23 protein-coding genes are annotated in these 20484 nt (G+C 54.2%); 15 read left to right on the top strand and 8 right to left on the bottom strand.

What is annotated here, in order from left to right:
• Positions 1-210: 210 nt before the first annotated feature.
• Positions 211-1167 carry an AEC family transporter gene (locus tag BCF46_RS11910; RefSeq protein ID WP_121024451.1) on the bottom strand — a complete coding sequence of 319 codons (957 nt, stop codon included), beginning with the start codon at positions 1165-1167 and terminating at the stop codon, positions 211-213.
• Between the two features lie 2 nt (positions 1168-1169).
• Positions 1170-1919 (bottom strand): TetR/AcrR family transcriptional regulator, encoded by a 750-nt coding sequence (locus BCF46_RS11905; protein ID WP_245990040.1) that lies wholly within the window; start codon positions 1917-1919, stop codon positions 1170-1172.
• Positions 1920-2015: 96 nt separating this feature from the next.
• Between BCF46_RS11905 and BCF46_RS11900 the strand changes: the two genes are divergently transcribed.
• The 14 genes from BCF46_RS11900 to aroQ all read left to right on the top strand — a co-directional run bounded on the left by BCF46_RS11900 (position 2016) and on the right by aroQ (position 14133).
• Positions 2016-3020 carry a Bug family tripartite tricarboxylate transporter substrate binding protein gene (locus tag BCF46_RS11900; RefSeq protein WP_121024446.1) on the top strand — a complete coding sequence of 335 codons (1005 nt, stop codon included), beginning with the start codon at positions 2016-2018 and terminating at the stop codon, positions 3018-3020.
• 128 nt (positions 3021-3148) lie between these two features.
• A complete protein-coding gene (locus BCF46_RS11895; RefSeq protein WP_121024444.1) occupies positions 3149-3724 on the top strand; it encodes a tripartite tricarboxylate transporter TctB family protein in 576 nt (191 codons plus the stop codon).
• The gene (locus BCF46_RS11890; RefSeq protein WP_121024442.1) at positions 3724-5232 is read left to right on the top strand and encodes a tripartite tricarboxylate transporter permease; all 1509 of its coding nucleotides are present in this window, start codon (positions 3724-3726) and stop codon (positions 5230-5232) included. The genes BCF46_RS11895 and BCF46_RS11890 overlap by 1 nt, the downstream gene beginning before the upstream one ends.
• Complete coding sequence (locus BCF46_RS11885; RefSeq protein ID WP_121024441.1) at positions 5229-6080, top strand: shikimate dehydrogenase family protein; 852 nt, start codon at positions 5229-5231, stop codon at positions 6078-6080. The genes BCF46_RS11890 and BCF46_RS11885 overlap by 4 nt, the downstream gene beginning before the upstream one ends.
• A complete protein-coding gene (locus BCF46_RS11880; RefSeq protein ID WP_121024439.1) occupies positions 6077-7963 on the top strand; it encodes a bifunctional sugar phosphate isomerase/epimerase/4-hydroxyphenylpyruvate dioxygenase family protein in 1887 nt (628 codons plus the stop codon). Before BCF46_RS11885 ends, BCF46_RS11880 begins: the two co-directional genes overlap by 4 nt.
• Positions 7960-8340 (top strand): 4-carboxymuconolactone decarboxylase, encoded by a 381-nt coding sequence (pcaC, locus tag BCF46_RS11875; RefSeq protein WP_121024437.1) that lies wholly within the window; start codon positions 7960-7962, stop codon positions 8338-8340. Before BCF46_RS11880 ends, pcaC begins: the two co-directional genes overlap by 4 nt.
• Positions 8337-9065, top strand: a complete 729-nt coding sequence (gene pcaH / locus BCF46_RS11870) for a protocatechuate 3,4-dioxygenase subunit beta (protein WP_121024435.1) — start codon at positions 8337-8339, stop codon at positions 9063-9065. Before pcaC ends, pcaH begins: the two co-directional genes overlap by 4 nt.
• Positions 9065-9685 (top strand): protocatechuate 3,4-dioxygenase subunit alpha, encoded by a 621-nt coding sequence (pcaG, locus tag BCF46_RS11865; RefSeq protein ID WP_121024434.1) that lies wholly within the window; start codon positions 9065-9067, stop codon positions 9683-9685. Before pcaH ends, pcaG begins: the two co-directional genes overlap by 1 nt.
• Positions 9678-10517: a 3-oxoadipate:acetyl-CoA acetyltransferase gene (locus tag BCF46_RS11860; RefSeq protein ID WP_121024432.1), complete on the top strand. Its 840-nt coding sequence runs from the start codon at positions 9678-9680 to the stop codon at positions 10515-10517. The genes pcaG and BCF46_RS11860 overlap by 8 nt, the downstream gene beginning before the upstream one ends.
• Positions 10514-11212: a CoA transferase subunit A gene (locus tag BCF46_RS11855; RefSeq protein WP_121024430.1), complete on the top strand. Its 699-nt coding sequence runs from the start codon at positions 10514-10516 to the stop codon at positions 11210-11212. Before BCF46_RS11860 ends, BCF46_RS11855 begins: the two co-directional genes overlap by 4 nt.
• Positions 11209-11832, top strand: a complete 624-nt coding sequence (locus BCF46_RS11850) for a 3-oxoacid CoA-transferase subunit B (protein WP_121024428.1) — start codon at positions 11209-11211, stop codon at positions 11830-11832. Before BCF46_RS11855 ends, BCF46_RS11850 begins: the two co-directional genes overlap by 4 nt.
• Positions 11832-12614, top strand: a complete 783-nt coding sequence (gene pcaD, locus BCF46_RS11845) for a 3-oxoadipate enol-lactonase (protein WP_121024426.1) — start codon at positions 11832-11834, stop codon at positions 12612-12614. The genes BCF46_RS11850 and pcaD overlap by 1 nt, the downstream gene beginning before the upstream one ends.
• Positions 12611-13675: a 3-carboxy-cis,cis-muconate cycloisomerase gene (locus BCF46_RS11840; protein WP_121024424.1), complete on the top strand. Its 1065-nt coding sequence runs from the start codon at positions 12611-12613 to the stop codon at positions 13673-13675. The genes pcaD and BCF46_RS11840 overlap by 4 nt, the downstream gene beginning before the upstream one ends.
• Positions 13672-14133 (top strand): type II 3-dehydroquinate dehydratase, encoded by a 462-nt coding sequence (aroQ, locus tag BCF46_RS11835; RefSeq protein WP_121024423.1) that lies wholly within the window; start codon positions 13672-13674, stop codon positions 14131-14133. The genes BCF46_RS11840 and aroQ overlap by 4 nt, the downstream gene beginning before the upstream one ends.
• Here the strand turns inward: aroQ and purU are convergent.
• The 5 genes from purU to BCF46_RS11810 are packed head-to-tail and all read right to left on the bottom strand — an operon-like array spanning position 14130 to position 18510.
• On the bottom strand, positions 14130-15014 hold the full coding sequence (gene purU / locus BCF46_RS11830) for a formyltetrahydrofolate deformylase (RefSeq protein ID WP_121024421.1): 885 nt from the start codon (positions 15012-15014) through the stop codon (positions 14130-14132). The genes aroQ and purU overlap by 4 nt on opposite strands.
• A 40-nt stretch (positions 15015-15054) precedes the next feature.
• Positions 15055-15864 carry a 3-methyl-2-oxobutanoate hydroxymethyltransferase gene (locus tag BCF46_RS11825; RefSeq protein WP_121024419.1) on the bottom strand — a complete coding sequence of 270 codons (810 nt, stop codon included), beginning with the start codon at positions 15862-15864 and terminating at the stop codon, positions 15055-15057.
• Positions 15865-15880: 16 nt separating this feature from the next.
• Positions 15881-17089 carry an NAD(P)/FAD-dependent oxidoreductase gene (locus BCF46_RS11820; protein WP_121024417.1) on the bottom strand — a complete coding sequence of 403 codons (1209 nt, stop codon included), beginning with the start codon at positions 17087-17089 and terminating at the stop codon, positions 15881-15883.
• The gene (locus BCF46_RS11815) at positions 17090-17401 is read right to left on the bottom strand and encodes a MocE family 2Fe-2S type ferredoxin (RefSeq protein ID WP_121024415.1); all 312 of its coding nucleotides are present in this window, start codon (positions 17399-17401) and stop codon (positions 17090-17092) included.
• 11 nt (positions 17402-17412) lie between these two features.
• Positions 17413-18510: a fatty acid desaturase family protein gene (locus BCF46_RS11810; protein WP_245990037.1), complete on the bottom strand. Its 1098-nt coding sequence runs from the start codon at positions 18508-18510 to the stop codon at positions 17413-17415.
• Between the two features lie 135 nt (positions 18511-18645).
• Here BCF46_RS11810 and BCF46_RS11805 point away from each other — a divergent pair, with 135 nt between their 5' ends.
• Entirely contained in the window at positions 18646-19677 is a 1032-nt protein-coding gene (locus BCF46_RS11805; RefSeq protein ID WP_121024411.1) for a LacI family DNA-binding transcriptional regulator, read from the top strand.
• Here BCF46_RS11805 and iolB read toward each other — a convergent pair.
• Entirely contained in the window at positions 19674-20480 is an 807-nt protein-coding gene (gene iolB, locus BCF46_RS11800; protein ID WP_121024409.1) for a 5-deoxy-glucuronate isomerase, read from the bottom strand. The two genes, BCF46_RS11805 and iolB, sit on opposite strands and share 4 nt — an antisense overlap.
• Positions 20481-20484: the final 4 nt, after the last annotated feature.

Raw genomic sequence — 20484 nt, 5'->3', positions numbered from 1 at the left:
TCCAAACTCAGGTGAGGGTAACAGCTTCCCATTTGTCATTCTCCATGCAAGGTTCTGTTTTGATACAGAATTTGCACTTCGTTTGTGAATCCACCCGGCGACAGTCCAAATTCGCATAAGGTTCATTATGTTAAATCGAAACGTTCTAAGATGCTGATGTAAAACAATATTAGAAAATACTGATAGTCCATCTTATGTCAAATTAGTCTGTTATCCACTTATGGAAGCAATGCCAACGATGCCCATCCACCAGATCAATGCACTAATCGTGAAGAACGATAATATCACGGTGACGATAAACGCGGTAGCGCAGACCTGTTCCGAGCCGTATTTTGCCCCCAACATTGGATAAATCGAAAGCATTGGAACGGCAGCAAACAGCACAGCTGTCATGACAAATTCCTGTCCCAATCCCGGCCATAATGAAAGCAGAGCATAAACAAGCGTGGGGTGAACGATCAACTTGCCAAAGCTGATGGCCGTTGTCCTGCGCCAATGTAAACTGAGGCTAAAGCGTGCAACAATTCCACCAACAACAAACAGGGCGATTACAGGCGCAACCGAAGCAAGCATTTGGATTGTCGAGATCACTGGTTTTGGCAGCGGCAAACCGATACCTCGAACAATCAAAGCGGCGAAAATCGCAAGAACAAGTGGATTTCGGACAAAGCTTTGAAATGCCCGCTTGGCCGAGGTTGACAATGTTGTGCGGTGCTCTGACGCCACATCGGCAGAAACTAAGGCGAGTGGGATAATCACGGCATTCTCAACGATCATGATCCAAGCAAGGACCGGCAAAGCGATGTCTGGAAAGACCATGCTTGCGATAGCAAAACCGATGAACCCGCTGTTGGAATTTGAGATCGCCAAGCTGTGTATCCATGCCGCTGGCGATTTTTCCTGAAACATGCGGCGCATGATTACGTATCCGAAAAACAGCGCAAGCAATGACGCAATAAGATACCCTATGATGATGCCCCAATTTAAGGCTTCACCTGTCCCTGACGTGGTAAGCGCGCTGAATATTAGAGCTGGCAGGCAAATCCTGACAGTGAACTGGCTGAGTGCATTGATCGTATCTGCCGGTGAATATCCCGTCCGAACGGCCACATAGCCCAACAGAATGACAAAGTAGATTGGAAATGTAACCGCAAGGATTGCTAGCATAGTTAGCCACCGGATCTGGGCCGATAGTCAACGACGACTGCACCCAGAACCATATCCACAACTCGCTCTCTGATACGTTTTTGGCCTTCTGTTGTGAACAGGCGGCCACCAAAAGATGTCGCGAAGGTCGCCTTGTTTGATACGTTGTAGAAGCTTGCCGAACTTGTCATCCAGTGTAACTCAAGCGGATCTGCGTCATCGCGCAACACGCCGGAAGCTTTACCCCGCGCGCACACATCCGCGAGCTTGTCGATAATCGCCTTGTTCAAGGTAGGGATAACATCAGACTTGCGCGCATACTCCGCATTGTGAATGTTCTCGATCATTACCAACCGGATGAACTGCGGGTTTTTGACGTGTGAATCGAATGTTGCCTCAGTTAGCCGACGCAGGGCCATAATCGGCTCAAGGTCAGCAACATTCAACGCCTGCTCGGTCTCTCTCAATGACGAATAGACACGTTCAAGTACACTGCGATAAAGGCCTTCCTTGTCTCCGAAGTAGTAGTAAATCATCCGCTTGGATGTCGAAGTCTTCTCCGCGATCTCGTTGATGTTTGCGCCGGACAACCCGTGTGCAGCAAAGGCTTCGGTAGCCACGGTCAAGATATCTTCTTTGACGGCTGCAGGATCCTTCTTCCACGACGTCTTGCGCTTTTTTGGCGCGCTTTTTTGGGCTCCATCCATGTGTCTGTGCTCCATCGTTCCTCCGATTCTTTGATTGAATAGCATGAATTTAACCGCAAGGTACATTTTAATTGACAAATTAACCGCAAGGTACATAAAAGGAGATGTACCGACGATGCGAGGAGCGAATCGTTGGCAAAAAAACACCAAGGGAGGACAGAGATGTCTCGTAAACTGATTGGCGCACTCGTGGCGCTCGGACTGAGCGCAACCGTAGCAACAGCGCAAGAATACCCCACCAAAGAGATCCAAGGCATCATCCAGTGGGGCGCTGGTGGTTCAACAGACACCGTGATGCGCTCTGTCACGCCACATGCGGAAGAAGCCCTTGGTGGCACGGTCGTAATGCAGAACATGACAGGTGCGGTTGGAGCGATTGCTCTCAACTATGTGGTTGATGCAGATGCGGACGGTTACACTGTCTTGATGGGCGCTGAAAACCCGATGCTCTACAAAGTTATGGGCTTGGGCGACGAAGACTATTCCGCCTTCACCCCCGTCAACCTTTTGGCACGCGGCACCGCTATGCTGGTCGCAAACAACGACGCCCCGTTTGATGATTATGCAGGCATGTTGGCCTACATCGCAGCGAACCCAGGGGAGCTGAAATTGGGCGCGACTGGCCCCGGTGGCCTGCCCTCAGTCATCACAGCAATGATGAACACCGTTGAAGGTGAACTGGACGTTATTGCCGTTCCTTACGACGGCGACGGTCCGGCCCTGACAGCCCTCCAGGGTGGCGCAATTGACGTTATGCCTGCTGTTCTTGGTGCCGCTATCGAAGGCATCCGCGCAGGCAACATGAAGCCAATTCTGATCTTCGAGACAGAGACCAATTCGACGCTGCCCGACGTTCAGATTGCGACCGATGCGAACGCCGCTTATGCGACGTATCTGCCATGGGGACCTTTCTTTGGGGTGTTTGCCAAAAACGGAACGCCTGATGACGTGATCGAAGCCCTTACAGCAGCGTATGCAACTGCCGCAGAGAACCAGGAATTCATCGATTTGATGGCTGGTCGCGGCTTCACCATGATGAACATCAGCGGTGAAGAGGCCAGTGCTTTCCTGACAAAGTGGCAGCAAGGCACGGCATGGTTGCTTGACGACGCAGGTCTCACACAAGCATCCCCTGAAGAGTTCGGCATCGCACGTCCTGCCAACTAAGACCCTACTTTGACGAATGGTGGGCCATAGGGCCTGCCGAACTTGGCGCCGCCCGCGCCTTATGAGGCTGGGCGGCGCTTTGCGTTCCGGGATGGGAGCCCGGTCAAATTCAACGGGAGGAGAGGATCATGGATCCGGATTTCAGAGGCGACAGCGACCACCACGACGGTACATCAGATGCAACACCCGGCGGTTATATCGAACAACGCAGACCAGGCGAGTTAGGCTTTGCCATTTTTCTGACGCTCGCCAGCTTATTCCTCCTTTACAATGCATACGGCATTTCTGGTTTCAAAGCTTTGTCTAGCCCGGGCTCCGTTCCGATGGCCACAACATTGGTTATGGCTGTGTCAGCATTCATCGTCACCTTGCGAACATCGCGTTTAAGCAAAGTCGCGCATGAAACCCTGTCCAAAGACATCCTGCCGATCATGGTGATCCTGTTCATCGGGTTTCTGATCATATTCGGTTTGCTTCTGAAACCTTTGGGGTTTGTTCTCACAGCGGCGCTATTTCTGACCGTTGCGATCAAGGTTTTGGCACGCAAAGGCTGGGGCTATACCCTGACCGTCGCTCTTGGTTCGCTCGTCGTGATCTGGATCGTTTTCCGCGTGGTGTTCACAGTGCTCTTGCCAGCAGGCATTCTGCCTGAAGCCGAATTCATCCAGTTTTTCCGTAATCTCATGTCTGGGGGTGCGTCCTAATGGAAACCCTAATGGCCATTCTCACGATTTTCACCCAACCTCAGCTCTTATTGCTTGTCGGCGTTGGCACGTTCGCGGGCATCTACATCGGAGCAATTCCCGGTCTTTCAGTCACCATGGCTGTTTCGATCCTGATCTCCTTTACTTTCTCTTGGGACGTCTACCCCGCAATCTCTTTGATGGTCGGCATCTACATGGGAGGCGTCTATGGCGGCTCACGCACTGCAATTCTGCTTAACATTCCTGGCGCACCTTCAGCCATTGCCACGGCGATGGATGGCTACCCGATGGCGCAGAAGGGCGAAGCAGGTCAGGCCATCGGCGTGACGACCGTCATGTCCTTTTTTGGCGGATTAATTGGTATTCTCGTTCTTGCCGTAGCTGCACCTTTTGTTGCGGACTTCGCGATCACATTCCAACCACGTGACTATATGTTGCTGGCTGTTCTGGGCATCCTGCTCGTTGGTTCGCTGTCGAGCGGGTCACTGGTCAAAGGTATTTTTGCAGGTGCATTAGGCATTGCCATCGGCGCGGTGGGGCGTGATCCGCTGACGTTCGCAGAGCGTTTCACCTTCGACCTCAAGCTCATGGAAGGAGGCATTTCATTCATTGCCGTGATGATCGGAATGTTCGGCGTCTCTGAGGCACTTCAACAGTTGCAGAACGTCAACATGAAGGCCGTGCGCCAGAAGATCGACAAGATTGTTCCGTCCTTTGGAACGGTCAAGAAATATCTCCCGCTGTCACTCCAAACGTCGTCCATCGGGGTCATCATTGGGGCCCTGCCCGGTACAGGTGGCGACATCGCAGCTCTGATGGCTTATGACCATGCAAAGCGCGTCACCAAGAACCCCGAAGTGCCGTTTGGCAAGGGCGCAATGGAAGGACTTGTCGCGCCGGAGACAGCTAACAACGCAGCTGTCGGGGGTGCATTTATCCCGATGATGACGCTGGGAATCCCTGGTGATGCTGTCACGGCAATCATGATCGGTGCTTTGTTCATTCACGGGCTAAATCCCGGCCCGATGTTGATGGTCGATCAACCCGACATGTTCTGGTTCATCGTCGGCGCGCTTTTGATGGCCAATGTCTTCATGCTGATCTTTGGTCTGACTGGCATCAAGATTTTTACCAAGATCGTCGAGATGCCGCGATCTATCATCATCCCGCTGATCCTGCTTCTGTCGATTGTTGGCGCATATGCGGTGAATAACTCGATCACAGATGTCTACTGGATGCTTGGCTTTGGTGTCTTTGGCTACTTCATGCGCCATTACGGATATCCCCTTGGCCCTGTGATTCTTGGTGTCATCCTGTCGAGGCTTCTCGATGACAACTGGCGCCGCGCCATCATTTCGGAACGGGAAGACCTTGGCCGGTTCTTTGAAGGCATCATCACTAGCCCTCTTTCGCTGAGCCTATTCATAGCTGTGATCCTGATCTTCGTGAGCCAGACGCCTGTTTGGACCGCTGCAAAAACACGTCTGTTTGGAAAGGCATCATCATGACACAGACACTGGCGAAAACCATCAAGCTTGGCTTGATCGGGGACAATATCACCCGCTCTAAATCCCCAAGACTGCATTGCACAGCTGGGCAATTGACCGGTCTTGAAGTGACTTATGACAGATTGATCCCAAAAGACCTAAACTTGACGTTCGATCAGGCTTTCGAACAAGCCCAAAACTCCGGGTTCCGCGGGATCAATGTGACATATCCCTATAAGGAACAGGTCATTGGCAAGGTCACAGTCAGCGACCCGCTGGTGAGAGCCATTGGTGCGGTGAACACAGTCGTCTTTGACCCGAATGGTCCGCAGGGTCACAACACCGACTATAGCGGATTTATGTCGTCCTACCGCGTGATCCTTGGCGATACTGCGCCGGGAACCGTGTGCCTGATCGGGACCGGAGGTGTTGGAAAAGCGGTGGCTTTCGGGTTGCTCGGCTTGAAGGCTACGACCATCCGCTGCGTCGATCTGGACCTCACCAAGGCGCAAGCGCTGGCAACCGCGCTACGCGATGTCGGAAACGACACGCAGATTGAAATCGCCACCAATCCGATTGAGGCCGCAATCGGCGCAGACGGGATTATAAACTGCACACCACTGGGGATGGTCGGCATTGGCGGCACACCTTTGCCCCGTTCCGCGATGACCGGAGCAAAATGGGCTTTTGACGCGGTCTATACACCAGTTGAAACCGAATTCTTGCAAGACGCGACGGCTGAGGGGCTCACGGTCATTTCTGGCTACGAGCTGTTCTTCTGCCAAGGCATTGACGCTTGGCGAATATTTACCGGCGTTGATTTAGACGCTGTGGCCCTTCGCGCCGCCATTCAGGAGGATGACGTATGAAAACGTCCATCGCGACCGTATCCATTTCTGGCAATCTTCCAGAAAAGCTCGAGGCCATTGCTGCGGCAGGTTTCGACGGCATCGAGATATTCGAGCAGGATTTCATTGCTCACGACGGTAACCCGCGCGACGTTGGCGATATGATCCGGTCAATGGGATTGGACATCACCCTGTTCCAACCGTTCCGCGATTTCGAAGGCTTGCCAGACCCTTTACGTGCAAAGGCGTTCGACCGTGCCGAGCGCAAATTCGATTTGATGCAGGAGCTTGGCACCGATCTGGTTCTCGTCTGCTCCTCCTGCCACCCCAATGCTATGGGCGGGATTGATCGTGCCGCCGCAGATTTTCACGAACTTGGTGAGAGGGCAGCTAAACGTGGCTTGCGGGTTGGCTTTGAGGCTTTGGCATGGGGCAGTCACGCAAACGACCATCGCGATGCATGGGAGATCGTGCGGCGCGCGGACCACGACAATGTCGGTCTGATCCTCGATAGTTTTCATACTCTCGCCCGCAAGATCGATCCCGAAACGATCCGCCGTATCCCCGGCGACAAGATCTTCTTTGTTCAACTAGCGGACGCGCCCCAGATCGAGATGGACCTGCTCTATTGGTCCCGACACTTCCGCAATATGCCCGGAGAAGGCGACCTTGCGGTCACAGACTTCATGAGAGCCGTCGTCGCAACAGGATATTCCGGCCCTATCTCGCTAGAGATTTTCAACGATCAGTTTCGTGGTGGCAGTCCCAGAACGATTGCGATGGACGGGCACCGCTCGCTCGTCGCACTGATGGATGACGTCAAGCGGGACGAGCCGGGAGTCAAACTCGATCTGGCAGCAATGCCAAAGCGAGCCGTTGTCGACGGTGTTTCGTTAGTTGAGTTTGCAACAAAAGGCGATGAGGCCACCGCACTCGAAACCATACTTGAAACTATGGGTTTCTCGCGCACCGGCCAACATATCTCCAAACAGCTGACACTTTGGACCCAAGGCGATATCCGGATCGTCGTGAACCGTGAAACAACTGGCTATGCAAGCAGCGCCTATACGATGCACGGAACAACCGTATGCGATGTGGGTTTGAATGTTGGCGATGCGGCCAAAACTGTTTCACGTGCCGAAGCTTTGGGTGCAAATCCTTTTTCCCAACCAATAGGACCCAGCGAACTAGATATTCCCGCCATTCGGGGTCTGAGCGGCAGTGTGCTTCACTTTATTGACGACGCCAGCGGTCTTGCTGATGTCTGGTCCATCGAATTTGAAGGCGATGAATCCCAACAGACGGGCGCAGGGTTGCAACGGATCGATCACCTCGCGCAGACCATGAGTTATGACGAAATGCTTAGCTGGTCGCTGTTCTACACAACACTGTTTGATATGAAAAAATCGCCGATGGTCGATGTCGTGGATCCTGATGGGTTGGTACGTAGTCAGGCGCTGGAAACATCTGACGGGGCCTTCCGCATTACGCTGAACGGAGCAGAAACCCATCGCACGATGGCGGGCAATTTTCTTGCCGACAGTTTTGGGGCATCCGTTCAGCACATCGCACTGGCCACTGACGACATTTTTGCTACGTCTGATGCGTTGGCAGAACGCAGCTTCAAACCCTTGCCCATGTCGGACAATTATTACGCTGACCTAACCGCCCGCTTTGACCTTGCCCCTGAGTTGCTCAGCAGACTTAAGGCAGGGAATATCCTTTATGACGAGGATGCGCACGGAGCGTTCTTCCAGTTCTATTCCCGGCCCTACGCAGGCGGCATGTTTTTTGAAATCGTACAGCGCAAAGACGGATACGCCGGTTACGGCGCCCCAAACGCGCCATTCAGGATCGCCGCACAAAAACGCCTGATGCGGCCAAAAGGGATGCCCAGGATATGACCGCAAGATACGAAAAAGGCATGCAAACCCGACGCACTGTTCTAGGCGACGCTCATGTTAATCGTGCTGAAGCCAACAAGACACAGTTTGACGCGCCGTTTCAGACCCTCATCACTGAAGGAGCTTGGGGTACAGTCTGGACGGATGACACGATCTCGCACCGCGAACGATCAATGCTCACACTCGCGCTTCTAGCGGCGACTGGAAACTTCGAGGAAATCCCGATGCATATCCGCGCCACCGCGAATACAGGCGCGACAAAGGCGGACGTTATTCAGGCCTTCATGCATGTCGCGATCTACGCCGGAGTGCCGAAGGCCAACCACGCGATCAAACTTGCCAAGCAGACATACGCCGAAATGGAGGAAACATCATGACCCAGCCCGGAGAATTCTACCAACGCAACCGTAGCGTTCACCCCACCGCCTTGACGCCCGACTATAAAACGTCGGTGGCGCGCAGTCCGCGCTATTCGATGATCTCTTTGCAGAACTCGGTCTCAGAGATCACCGGTCCAAGGTTTGGTCACGGCGACATCGACGCAGGCGACAATGATCTGCTCACGAATTATGCCAAGGCGGACGAAAGCCCGATTGGCGAGCGCATAATCCTGCATGGGCGCGTTCTGGACGAAAACGCACGTCCTGTCCCCAATACGCTGGTAGAGATTTGGCAGGCCAATGCCGGTGGCCGCTATCGTCACAAGAAAGATACCTACCTGGCCCCAATCGATCCAAACTTCGGTGGGTGCGGGCGCACGCTGTCAGACGAGAACGGCTATTTTTACTTCCGCACAGTCAAGCCAGGTGCCTATCCGTGGCGCAACATGGTCAACAACTGGCGCCCCGCGCATATCCACGTCTCGGTGTTCGGTTCGGGCTTCGTGCAGCGCCTGATCACCCAGTGCTACTTTGAAGGTGACCCGTTGATCCCGATTTGCCCGATTGTGCAAACAATTCCTGATGCAGATGCCATTGACCAGCTTACGGCCAAGCTCGACCTGAACGCAACAGTCCCGCTCGACAGCATAGCTTACAAGTTCGACATCGTGCTGCGCGGCCGCCGCTCAACGCTCTTTGAAAACCGTCTGGAGGGGAACTAATGTCTCAAGACCTCGCATATCTGAAAGAATCTGCATCCCAAACCGCTGGACCCTACGTTCATATCGGTCTGGCACCGGGAGCGGCCGGGTTTGACATCTACCGTCAGGAACTTGGCCACGACATCACCGGACCGAACGCCAAAGGCGACCGTATCCGCATCGAGGGTCGCGTGATTGACGGCATGGGCGCGCCAATCAAAGACGTTCTACTGGAGGTCTGGCAGGCCAACGCTAACGGTTACTATGCCCACCCCGAAGGTGGTGGTGAGGTCGAGGACGGGTTTTGCGGTTGGGGTCGCATCATTTCCGATTTTGACAGTGGTGAGTGGTCTTTCGAGACAGTGAAGCCCGGCAAGACCCAAGGGCGCAACGTCGGTACGCAAGCCCCGCATCTGAACTTCTGGATCGTCGCGCGCGGCATCAATATCGGACTCAATACGCGCATGTACTTTGATGACGAGACCGAGGCCAATGCCAGTGACCCTGTGCTGAACTTGATCGAGTGGGCACATCGTCGTGCAACGTTGATTGCGCAGCGCAGCGAAGAGGACGGCATGTCTGTTTACCGCTTTGATATCCAGCTTCAGGGCGAAAACGAAACGGTGTTCTTCGATGTCTAATCCCTGCATAATCTGTGTCGCCATAACCGGCTCCTTGCCCACGAAGGAAAACAATCCGGCTGTTCCAATCTCTATTGCCGAGCAGATCGAAAGCACCCAAGCAGCATTCGAGGCAGGTGCAAGCATCGCGCATTGCCACGTGCGCGATGACGCTGGAATGCCTACGTCCGATCCAGACCGCTTCGCTTCGCTGAAAGAAGGGTTGGAACAACACTGTCCGGGCATGATTGTGCAGCTATCAACGGGCGGGCGGTCCGGTGCGGGACGCGAGCGTGGTGGAATGCTTAGTCTGCGGCCCGACATGGCCTCAATGTCCGTCGGATCTACCAACTTCCCCACGCGCGTCTATGAAAATGCGCCTGACCTTATTGATTGGCTTGCATCAGAGATGCGCACCTACGGTGTCAAACCCGAGATTGAGGCCTTTGACCTCAGCCACATCTTACGCGCCAAAGAGATGGCCGACAAAGGCGAAATTGAAGGCACCCCCTATGTGCAGTTCGTCATGGGTGTGAAAAATGCGATGCCCGTGGATCGCGATGTTTTTGACTACTACATCAAAACTGTACACCGGCTTTTTGGTCCAGATACCCCATGGTGCGCCGCAGGCATTGGTCGCCATCAGCTTGCGCTCAACGAGTGGGCAATCTCATCAGGCGGGCACGCGCGAACAGGACTTGAAGACAATGTTCGACTTGATCGTGATCGTCTTGCCCCATCCAACGCGGCATTGGTGGAGCTTGCGGTTGGGCTCTGTGAAAAATACGAGCGCCCCATCGCCACGTGGCAGCAAGCGCGTCAAATCCTTGGCTTGCGAAAGGTTGCAGCATGAAGAAGATATATGAGAGTGCCGAAGCGGCCTTGGTTGGCGTATTGCAAGACGGGATGTTGATTGCCGCTGGTGGCTTCGGCCTCTGCGGTATTCCCGAATTGTTGTTAGAGGGCATCAAGCAGGCTGGCACCAAGGAACTGACTTTTGCGTCCAACAACGCGGGTGTTGATGATTTTGGCATCGGCATCCTGTTGCAGACCCGACAGGTCCAAAAGATGATTAGCTCTTACGTCGGTGAGAACGCCGAATTCATGCGGCAATATCTGTCGGGTGAGTTGGCGCTGGAATTCAATCCCCAAGGTACGTTGGCCGAGCGAATGCGCGCGGGTGGCTGCGGCATTCCAGGGTTCTACACCAAAACCGGCGTCGGCACAGTGATCGCGGAAGGCAAAGAATCCAAGATGTTCAACGGACAAGAATATATTCTTGAACAAGGGATTTTTGCCGATCTCAGCATCGTCAAGGCATGGAAGGCTGATGACACAGGTAATCTGATTTTCCGCAAAACGGCACGCAACTTCAACCCACCCGCTGCCATGTGCGGCAAGATTTGCATAGCTGAGGTCGAAGAAATCGTCCCGCGCGGGTCGCTGGATCCCGACATGATCCATTTGCCCGGCATCTATGTGCACCGGATTGTGCAGGGTGATCACGAGAAACGCATCGAACAACGCACAGTCAGGGAGCGCGCATAATGTGGGACCGCAATCAGATGGCCGCACGCGCGGCGGATGAACTGCAAGACGGCTGGTATGTGAACCTTGGAATCGGTATTCCAACGCTGGTGGCGAATTATGTCGGCGACAAGGATATTACACTGCAATCCGAGAACGGGATGCTCGGCATGGGTCCGTTTCCATTTGAAGGGGATGAAGACCCCGACCTGATAAATGCGGGCAAGCAAACGATAACCGAGTTGAGCCGGACCGCCTATTTTGACAGTGCGACGTCTTTTGGGATGATCCGCGGCGGCAAGATCGCTGCTGCCATCCTTGGCGCGATGGAAGTAGCGGAAAACGGCGATCTGGCGAACTGGATGATCCCGGGCAAGCTGGTCAAAGGAATGGGCGGTGCGATGGACCTTGTGGCAGGTGTAGGCCGTGTGGTGGTCGTGATGGATCACACCAATAAATATGGCAAAAGCAAAGTGCTGAAGGCGTGCACCCTTCCATTGACCGGCAAGGGCGTGGTTGACCGGATCATCACCAATTTAGGCGTGCTCGACGTTGTTGAAGGTGGCTTGCGCATCGTTGAATGCGCCGAGGGCGTTACCGAAAACGAGCTGCGCGCGGCAACCGAAGCGACAATTGTCTGATGACGCAGGTCACCGTTCTCAATGAAGTTGCCCTGCATTATCGCTTTAGGCCGGGAAAAGGGACGCCAATTGTCTTCTTGAATTCGCTCGGGACAGACTTTCGCATCTGGGATCAGGTTATTGACGGATTGGATAACGACCCGCCAATTCTCTGCATCGACAAACGCGGCCACGGCCTGAGCGATGACGGCATGATTTCGATGACAGCGTTGGTCGACGATGCCGCGACGTTGATGGACCATCTGGACATGCAACGTGCTTTGATCTGTGGTGTGTCTGTCGGCGGAATGATCGCTCAAGGGCTTGCCGTGGATCGCCCCGATCTGGTGGCGGGTCTCGTCTTATGTTGCACTGGCGCACAAATTGGGGATGCCGAGAGTTGGAATGCGCGGATCAAAACTGTGCAGTCTGAGGGCATTGCCATTATGGCAGATGCGATACTTGAGCGTTGGTTCTCGGCAGAGTTCATCGCACATCGGCCTGCCGAATTTGCCGTCTATCGCAACATGCTCGTCAGAACCTCCCCGGCCGGATACGCAGGTGTCTGCGGCGCGATCCGTGACACGGATTTCAGCGCTCAAAGTCCACGAATTTCGGTCCCGACCCACTGCATTGCGGGAAGTGATGATCTGGCAACGCCCCCTGCCCTAGTGAAAGACTTGGCAAACTTAATTCCAAATGCGTCCTATCAAGTCATCCCCGATTGTGGCCACTTGCCGTGCATTGAAGCGCCTGTCTTGATAAGTGACGCGATAAAGCAAATGCACAGGACCCTGACATGAGCACCGTTTTTGATCACCCTTGGCTTGGCGGCCTGTTAGGCGATGATGAAGCTGCTGCGATCTGGTCTCCGCAACGACAACTTACCCATATGCTCGCGTTCGAGGCTGCTTTTACGCGCTCTTTGGGGCAGGTTGGATCGGTTCCGGCCAACATTGCGAATAATTTGGCGGATCAAATCGCGGATTTTCAGGTCGACCTCGACGATCTGCGCAGTGGGAGTGCCACAGATGGGCTCCCCGTTCCGGCGCTTGTTTCTCAGCTCCGCAAAATGGCAGGCGAAAATAGCAAGGCAGTCCATACAGGAGCCACATCTCAGGATGTTATCGATACAGCTTTGGCGCTGACACTGATCGAGTTCAACAGCATGTTGCGCAACCGACTTACAGATGCAGTGAGCGCCATCACAAGTCTCGAAAAAAAGTTTGGTACGCAAACCCTAATCGGCCGCACCCGCATGCAGGCGGCGCTGCCAATCACAGTTTCTGATCGCCTGCGGACATGGTCCGACCCACTCCAAAACCACTTGCAACGTCTGGAACAGATTCGCCCACGGGTTGAATTGCTGCAACTTGGCGGGGCCGTCGGAGACAGGGCGGCGTTTTCCACACATGCGACCGATGTCGCGGCGGATATGGCCGCAGACCTTGGGCTCGGAAATCCAGAAACATCTTGGCACGCAACGCGGGACGGATTGGCAGATTATGCCAATCTGCTGTCATTGATTAGTGGTTCGATCGGAAAGATTGGTCAAGACATCTGCCTAATGGCACAGCAAGGCATCGGCGAAATCAGCATGGCAACCGGTGGCGGCTCATCCGCAATGCCGCACAAGCAAAACCCGATTCTAGCAGAACTATTGGTCACTTTAGCACGCTATAACGCGACCCAGCTTAGCGGAATGCATCACGCCCTAGTCCATGAGCAGGAACGCTCTGGAACTGCATGGACGCTTGAATGGATGATCTTGCCGGCTATGGCTCGAGCGACCGCACGCAGCCTGTCTGCCCTCTGTGACGTTTGCGCCCAAGTTAATCATATCGGAGCAGCGACACACCAATGAGCAAACCTACAATTTACGTCCTTAATGGACCCAACTTGAACCTCCTCGGCACACGCCAACCTGAGATCTATGGCCATGAAACATTAAGGGATGTGGAAAGGCTCTGCATGGACACCGCCTTGAGCCTTGGAATGCTGATATCTTTTCATCAAAGCAATCACGAAGGAGAATTGGTCGAACTGATCCATAAAGCCCGTACAGAGGCTGCCGCAGTCGTCATTAATCCTGCTGCTTATACGCATACATCTGTTGCAATCCGCGATGCCTTGGCTGCGTGTGATTGCCCGATTTTTGAGGTCCACATTTCAAACGTTCACAAGCGCGAAGAGTTCAGGCACCACTCATATGTATCCGGGATTGCAACGGGCGTCATTGCCGGACTTGGAGTCCACGGATACGTGGCCGCGATTACGGCCGCGTACAGCCAAATTTCACATGCGACGACCGATTATGTTTAACCCAGTCTTTCCGAAGCATAGCCCCCAGGGCTGGCCGGAAAGACCACGGTTTTGTCGCCATTTTGAAATACGCGGTGGTGAATATGGGCATGGATCGCCCTGGCGAATACCTGCGCTTCGACGTCACGACCAAGTGTGACGTAATCGCTTGCGCTTTGCGCATGTGTTACGCGGATCGTGTCTTGTTCAATGATCGGCCCCTCATCAAGGTCGGCCGTTACATAGTGCGCCGTTGCACCAATCAGTTTCACACCGCGTTCAAAGGCCTGCTTATAGGGGTTTGCACCTTTGAAACTCGGCAAGAAGGAGTGATGGATATTGATAATGCGGCCTGACATTTTTTGGCACATCTGGTCGCTCAGGATCTGCATATACCGCGCTAAGACAACGAGCTCAGCATCGGACTCCTCAATCACTTGCATGATCCGCGCCTCGGCGTCCGGCTTATTCTCTTTCGTGACTTTGATGTGATGAAAAGGGATGTCATGATTGACGACCAGCTCTTGATAATCGGTGTGGTTTGAAATTACTGCGACAATATCAATCGGCAGGGCACCGATGCGCCAGCGATAAAGCAGATCGTTCAAACAATGCCCGAAACGCGACACCATGATCGCAACTTTCATTTTTGTGGCTTGGTCGTGGATGGCCCAGTCCATTCTAAATTGCGCGGCGGTTTCGTTAAAACGACCGCGCAGGTCATCCATATCCATGGCGTCGGGCGCCTTGAAACTAACGCGCGTGAAAAACGCGCCCGTGATTGGGTCGTCAAATTGTGCACTGTCGGTGATGTTACACTCATGCTTTGCAAGGAAGGTCGAGATTGCTGCGACGATACCAATGGTAGAAACGCATGACACTGTAAGGGCAAGATTGGGCATTATTGGCTTTCAAAATGGAGTGCGGCGGAAGGACCCAAATTCAGGTCGCGGTATCATTCAATCGGGCGATGAATTTTTCTAGCTCGTCATCGCTGATTTTTACGGAATGGTCTGCTGCTGGATAGGCAGCCCCATCGACATCGGCCTTGAACTCGCGGAACGCGGCAATGCGTTCTTGCTGCAGGCGGTCGAATTCGCTTGCAAAATTGCGGTACGTCTTTGCGTGGCGCGGCTTATGGCCCGTAGTGCACCCCAATACGTCTTCGGCGAATAGGTATTGCGCGTCAGCATGCGGGCCAGCCCCCATGCCGAGTAAAACAAGGTTTGTGCGTTTCGATATTTCAAGCGCGACGCGATCAGGAACGACTTCCAGTTCCACGCCGAAACAGCCGATGTCTTCGAGTTGTCTGACGTGGTCCAAAACCTGCATTGCGCTCTCAGCGGTTTTTCCCACGGCTTTAAAGCCGCCGGTCCATGTTGACTTGGACGGGATCAGACCAACATGGCTTACAACCGGAATTCCATCATCAGCGAGCGCTTTGATCGTGCCCATGGACGATGCACAATAGACGCAATCGCCGCCCACTTGCATCGCGCGGTGCGCGGCACGTTGGTAATCTTCAAGCGTTACGAGTTGACCGTAAAGCAGCCCGACCTGCACAAAACAGTTTCCCGCCGCCTTGCGCATTTCTTCGGTCCAAGCGGGATCAATAATCGACAACATATCAATCCCCGCCGCCGCCGCCGCCGCGGCCTCATCGGGCGTTTCTACGTATAACATCGTCAGTTGACGCTTGCCCTTAAGCGCTCGAATATCCGCCACTGTTGGCCGCTTGTGATAAAGATCCATGTCGTTCTCCTTAAGCTCAGTTCGCCGGAGCGGGTTTGAGCAATTTCTTTAAATTTGTTGTTGGATCTTCAAGGCTTGCAGCCGCGACCGCCACTTTGGCTTCAATCAGCTTCTGCGCCAGCTTGATGTCTTTGGCGACCGCGTTACCGACACCCAAGCCAGCCGCGCCAACCAATTGTCCGGCATCATTCAGGTAAAACAGGATCTTTGCATCATCCGAAAGCGTGCGTTGCGCAGTAGCTTTTCCAATGGTTTGACCGACACCCTGCAAACCAAGGTCGTATTGATCGGACCAAAACCAGACTGGAGGTCGGAAAACACCGGACGCACCTGCCAAGTTCCGACCCGCGATCTCACCTTGGAACTGAGCATTCTGCCAAGTTTCAAATCTTTGAAGCCCAAGCCCCGAGAAGTTCACACTTGCGCAATCTCCAGCGGCAAAAATGTTGGTGTCAATGGTGCGCAATGCCTCATCAACGGCGATCCCGTTACCGATATACAAACCAGCGGCCTGTGCGAGATCCGTATTTGGAACAACACCAATGGCCGCAACAACCAGATCTGCGGCAATCAACTGACCGCCCACCAATTCGACAGCACGACTGGAAATGCGCGCGACCTCGACGTTACAAACGATATCCACGCCCTCGGCTAGATGGCGCTCGACTATACGTTGTGCGAGAGGCTGTGGAACATTGCGGCCAAGCGGCACAGGCCCGGCTTCGAGAACTGTAATTTTGTTACCACGTCCAACCAGTTCGGCGGCGAGTTCCAGCCCTATAAGACCAGCCCCTATTATTACCGTGCGCGTCCCTTTCACAGCTGCACTGTAAATCCGGTTCGCGTCTTCAATGGTCCGCAGCGTCACCGCGTGTTCGCCGCCTTCGCATGTCAACCTGCGCGGGCTAGCACCTGTCGCCAAAAGCAGCCGCGAATACTTCAAATCCTCACCGGTGGACAGGCGTACACATGACGCTTCCCTATTAATATGCTTTGCCGCAACTCCATCTAACAGCATAATGTTTTTCGCAGCCAACATCTCTGCGGTGCATATCGGTTTAAGGGTTGCACCATTCGCGTCGGGTTTGGAAAGCGGTGGGCGTTCGTAGGGCATGCCGCATTCGTCGCCAACCAGCGTAACTTCACCGTCAAAGCCTTCGGCACGGGCAGCAAAGGCCGCACGCACACCGCACTCCCCTGCCCCAATGATAACAATGCCCGACATTCAAATGTCGATCAGGACGCGACCGCCCTCAACCTTGACCGGATAGACCCCAAGGTTCACACAGACAGGTGTGCGTGTTGCCTCGCCCGTACGATAGTCAAACTGACCGTTGTGTTTAGGGCATTCAATGGTGTGATCCATCACAAGACCATCTGCCAGATGCACCTGTTCATGAGTGCAAAGTCCGTCGGTGCAGAAATAATTGTCATCGGGCGAGCGATAAACCGCAAAGGTGCGCCCATCGTGATCAAAACGGATCACGTCTTCTTCGTCGATGTCGTCTGCCGCGCAGGCGTCAATCCAGTTTGCCATTTATCTATTCCTTATTCTGCCGGAGTCGCTGTTGGAGTCGTTTCTCCAAGTGCGCTTTGATGCAAATCGTTGCGGTATGGCTGCGCTCCCCCGGGGAGGCTGCGCATCAGAAATTCATCATGATAAGTCAGTTGCCGCTTCAGGATTGGCCAAACCTCTTTGTAGGCTTGTAAAATTGACGGATTCGGCGCCGGCAGGTCATGTTTGATCGCCGCATGCAATTCGGGCAGCCGATGATAGGGAACCATTGGAAACATATGGTGTTCCACGTGGTAGTTCATGTTCCAGTAGATGAACCGGCTGATCGGGTTCATGTAGACCGTGCGGCTGTTCAGGCGGTGGTCGATGACGTTATCTGCAAGACCGGCGTGCTGCAAAATGCCGGTCATAACGTGATGCCAGGCCCCGTAAAGGCGCGGCAATCCGATGATCATGAGCGGTAGAATAGATTGCGTCGCCACCGCAAGAAGCAGGACAACCGCATAGACCGCAACCCAGATCCGCGCTGTGCGAAACACCTTGGGCTGCTCGCTTTGCGGGATGTAACTTGCGGCTTCGGGATCAAGGTGGCCAAATGCATTCTGGACCATCGTTTTCCAGCCTTGGAACGCATCCAGAATACCAAAGAAGTTCAGAAGAATGCGAAACAGCGCAGGTGGCCGCATCGCGACGATCTCGGGGTCGCGACCGACGATTACGGTATCGGTATGGTGGCGCGCATGACCCCAACGCCACGTCACCGGATTGCGAACCATGCAGAATGACGCGATTTGGTAGACCCAGTCATTATATTTCGCAGTGCGGAATGGTGTACCATGCCCGCATTCGTGCCAGCGACTGTCCATCGCTGATCCATATAGAACACCATAGGCGAGCCAGAACGGCGCCGACCACCAAGATGGCCAAAGCGCTACACCCAAAACAACAAAGATCGTCATGGTGCTGAACAAGATCACCGTGTCTCGGATCGCAGGCTGATCCTCGCGCTTCATCAGCGCCTTCATGTCTTTGCGCGCGATGTCCGTATGATACCAGTTGGCAGCTGCCAATCCTGTCTCAACTGCGCGCTGCGCATCCGGTCCCAGCAGCGAATAATCACGTTTTTGCATCGTCATATCTCGTTATCAGCAATCTAACCTATGAGTATCAGACTGCGGCATTTCTCGTCTTGTGGTGAGCATGATTGTACATCAAAATACATCATCAGAACGCCAACAAGTGATGTGATTCAATCAAGGACACCCATGACGAAGCGCCCGACCCTTAAAGATCTTGCGTATGCCGCAGGCGTCGGCGTTGCGACGGTGGATCGTACGCTTAACGGGCGCTCCAACGTGCGCCAGGAAACACTCGATCGTGTTTTGGACGCGGCCGAGCGTATCGGCTACCCGACCCGCGTGTTATCCGCACGACGCGACGAGGCCAGTCGCCCTCTGATCCGTTTTGGATTCGTACTTCATAAAGGATCGCAAGAGTTTTACCGTAATTTCGCAGCAGCCCTGCAAGATGCTGTCAATAGCCGGACCGACATCCGTGGCCGGGCAGTCATTCGCTTCGCAGCGTCGCAAGCGCCAGACGACTTCGCAAAAGAAATAGAAGTCGTTGCGCAGCAGACGGATGCGATTGCGACATCGGCAATCAACCACCCGTCCCTATCCGAACTGGTAAGCGACCTTGGCCGCTCAGGCACGCCTGTCTTTGCGCTGTTGAACGACTTTGCCCAAAACATCCGACAGAACTACCTTGGGCTGGACAACGTCAAAGTCGGACGCACTGCGGCATGGATGCTAACAACGCACGCACGCACTCCCGGTAAGTTGGCTGTATTTGTGGGCGGCAACCGGTGGCACGGACATCTGATGCGCGAGACGGGATTCCAGAGTTACATCCGCGAATACGCGCCGGATTTCTCAATGATCGACACGGTGGTCAATCTCGAAACCCGCCAGGTCACCTATGAAGCAACGCTAGATCTCCTGGACCGCCAACCAGATCTGCGTGGCATCTACGTCGCCGGCGGCGGGATGGAAGGCGCGATCGCCGCTTTGCGCGAAAAGCGGCCGTCCGGTAAGGTGGCGCTCGTCGTAAATGAGCTGACAGATGACAGCCGAAAAGCCCTTGTAGATCGCTATGCCACAATGGTTATTGCCACACCGCTGCAAGAACTGTGCGAAAATGTGGTTCAGTTGATGATTGAGTCGCAGCTTAGCGGACAAACTTCCAGCCCGGGCCAGCACTTCCTGACACCTCAGTTGTATGTGCCGGAATCCTTCTAGGCGTCGCGTTCCATGATCCATTCAACCTCGGGAGCCGCAACGAAACGCCACTTTCGGAGCGGCCCAGCCATGACATTGAGGTAATACATCTCGAACCCGTAGGGGGCGCCACAGGGATGATGACCGCGCGGCACGCAAACGACGTCGCCATCAGACACCGCCATTGTTTCGTCCAACTGCCCGTCGTCGGTATAGACCCTTTGGATACCAAAGCCTGACGCAGGGTTCAGGCGGTGGTAATAGGTTTCCTCAAGGTAAGTGATGCGGGGGTAATCGTCTTCATCGTGTCGGTGGCTTGGATAGGACGACCAATGGCCCGCCGGTGTGAACACCTCGGTCACCAACAAACTGTCACAGTAATCCTCGTTTTCCATCGCTATATTGTTGATGTGGCGTGTGTTGGTTCCTGTGCCGCGCTCTGTCAAGGTGATGCCGTCGGGCCCGATGCGCCGTGCTTTATGCCCGCCAATGCCCGGTGCCGTGCAGACTCCAATGACACAATCGGTTTCAGCCTTGGCCGCCCAATCCGTGCCATTCGGCAGATATAGGCAATGCGGCGGCGTCTTTTCGAACACGTTCATGCGGTCGCCCAAAACGCCCCAATCCTGACCACCACCGGTGATGGCCGCCTTGCCTTCGACCATAACAAGGATGACTTCAAGGTCGCCGGTCACTTCTGCCGCTTTGTCCCCGGCTTTCAGGCGATAAAGCGAGAAACCGACATATCGCCAGCCTGCGCTTTCGGGTGTGATTTGATGCACCTTGCCGCGGGTTCCAAACGGTTTTTTTAGCAAATCAGCCATGACG

Origin of the sequence: Litoreibacter meonggei, assembly GCF_003663885.1 — a bacterium.
Lineage (GTDB): Bacteria > Pseudomonadota > Alphaproteobacteria > Rhodobacterales > Rhodobacteraceae > Litoreibacter > Litoreibacter meonggei.
This window is presented reverse-complemented; position numbering and strand designations above follow the sequence as displayed.

Excerpts from the sequence above, each read along its gene's own strand:
- BCF46_RS11910 (WP_121024451.1), bottom strand. The coding sequence starts at position 1,167 with ATGCTAGCAATCCTTGCGGTTACATTTCCAATCTACTTTGTCATTCTG.
- BCF46_RS11905 (WP_245990040.1), bottom strand. The coding sequence starts at position 1,919 with ATGTACCTTGCGGTTAAATTCATGCTATTCAATCAAAGAATCGGAGGA.
- BCF46_RS11900 (WP_121024446.1), top strand. The coding sequence starts at position 2,016 with ATGTCTCGTAAACTGATTGGCGCACTCGTGGCGCTCGGACTGAGCGCA.
- BCF46_RS11895 (WP_121024444.1), top strand. The coding sequence starts at position 3,149 with ATGGATCCGGATTTCAGAGGCGACAGCGACCACCACGACGGTACATCA.
- BCF46_RS11890 (WP_121024442.1), top strand. The coding sequence starts at position 3,724 with ATGGAAACCCTAATGGCCATTCTCACGATTTTCACCCAACCTCAGCTC.
- BCF46_RS11885 (WP_121024441.1), top strand. The coding sequence starts at position 5,229 with ATGACACAGACACTGGCGAAAACCATCAAGCTTGGCTTGATCGGGGAC.
- BCF46_RS11880 (WP_121024439.1), top strand. The coding sequence starts at position 6,077 with ATGAAAACGTCCATCGCGACCGTATCCATTTCTGGCAATCTTCCAGAA.
- pcaC (WP_121024437.1), top strand. The coding sequence starts at position 7,960 with ATGACCGCAAGATACGAAAAAGGCATGCAAACCCGACGCACTGTTCTA.
- pcaH (WP_121024435.1), top strand. The coding sequence starts at position 8,337 with ATGACCCAGCCCGGAGAATTCTACCAACGCAACCGTAGCGTTCACCCC.
- pcaG (WP_121024434.1), top strand. The coding sequence starts at position 9,065 with ATGTCTCAAGACCTCGCATATCTGAAAGAATCTGCATCCCAAACCGCT.
- BCF46_RS11860 (WP_121024432.1), top strand. The coding sequence starts at position 9,678 with ATGTCTAATCCCTGCATAATCTGTGTCGCCATAACCGGCTCCTTGCCC.
- BCF46_RS11855 (WP_121024430.1), top strand. The coding sequence starts at position 10,514 with ATGAAGAAGATATATGAGAGTGCCGAAGCGGCCTTGGTTGGCGTATTG.
- pcaD (WP_121024426.1), top strand. The coding sequence starts at position 11,832 with ATGACGCAGGTCACCGTTCTCAATGAAGTTGCCCTGCATTATCGCTTT.
- BCF46_RS11840 (WP_121024424.1), top strand. The coding sequence starts at position 12,611 with ATGAGCACCGTTTTTGATCACCCTTGGCTTGGCGGCCTGTTAGGCGAT.
- aroQ (WP_121024423.1), top strand. The coding sequence starts at position 13,672 with ATGAGCAAACCTACAATTTACGTCCTTAATGGACCCAACTTGAACCTC.
- purU (WP_121024421.1), bottom strand. The coding sequence starts at position 15,014 with ATGCCCAATCTTGCCCTTACAGTGTCATGCGTTTCTACCATTGGTATC.
- BCF46_RS11825 (WP_121024419.1), bottom strand. The coding sequence starts at position 15,864 with ATGGATCTTTATCACAAGCGGCCAACAGTGGCGGATATTCGAGCGCTT.
- BCF46_RS11820 (WP_121024417.1), bottom strand. The coding sequence starts at position 17,089 with ATGTCGGGCATTGTTATCATTGGGGCAGGGGAGTGCGGTGTGCGTGCG.
- BCF46_RS11815 (WP_121024415.1), bottom strand. The coding sequence starts at position 17,401 with ATGGCAAACTGGATTGACGCCTGCGCGGCAGACGACATCGACGAAGAA.
- BCF46_RS11810 (WP_245990037.1), bottom strand. The coding sequence starts at position 18,510 with ATGCAAAAACGTGATTATTCGCTGCTGGGACCGGATGCGCAGCGCGCA.
- BCF46_RS11805 (WP_121024411.1), top strand. The coding sequence starts at position 18,646 with ATGACGAAGCGCCCGACCCTTAAAGATCTTGCGTATGCCGCAGGCGTC.
- iolB (WP_121024409.1), bottom strand. The coding sequence starts at position 20,480 with ATGGCTGATTTGCTAAAAAAACCGTTTGGAACCCGCGGCAAGGTGCAT.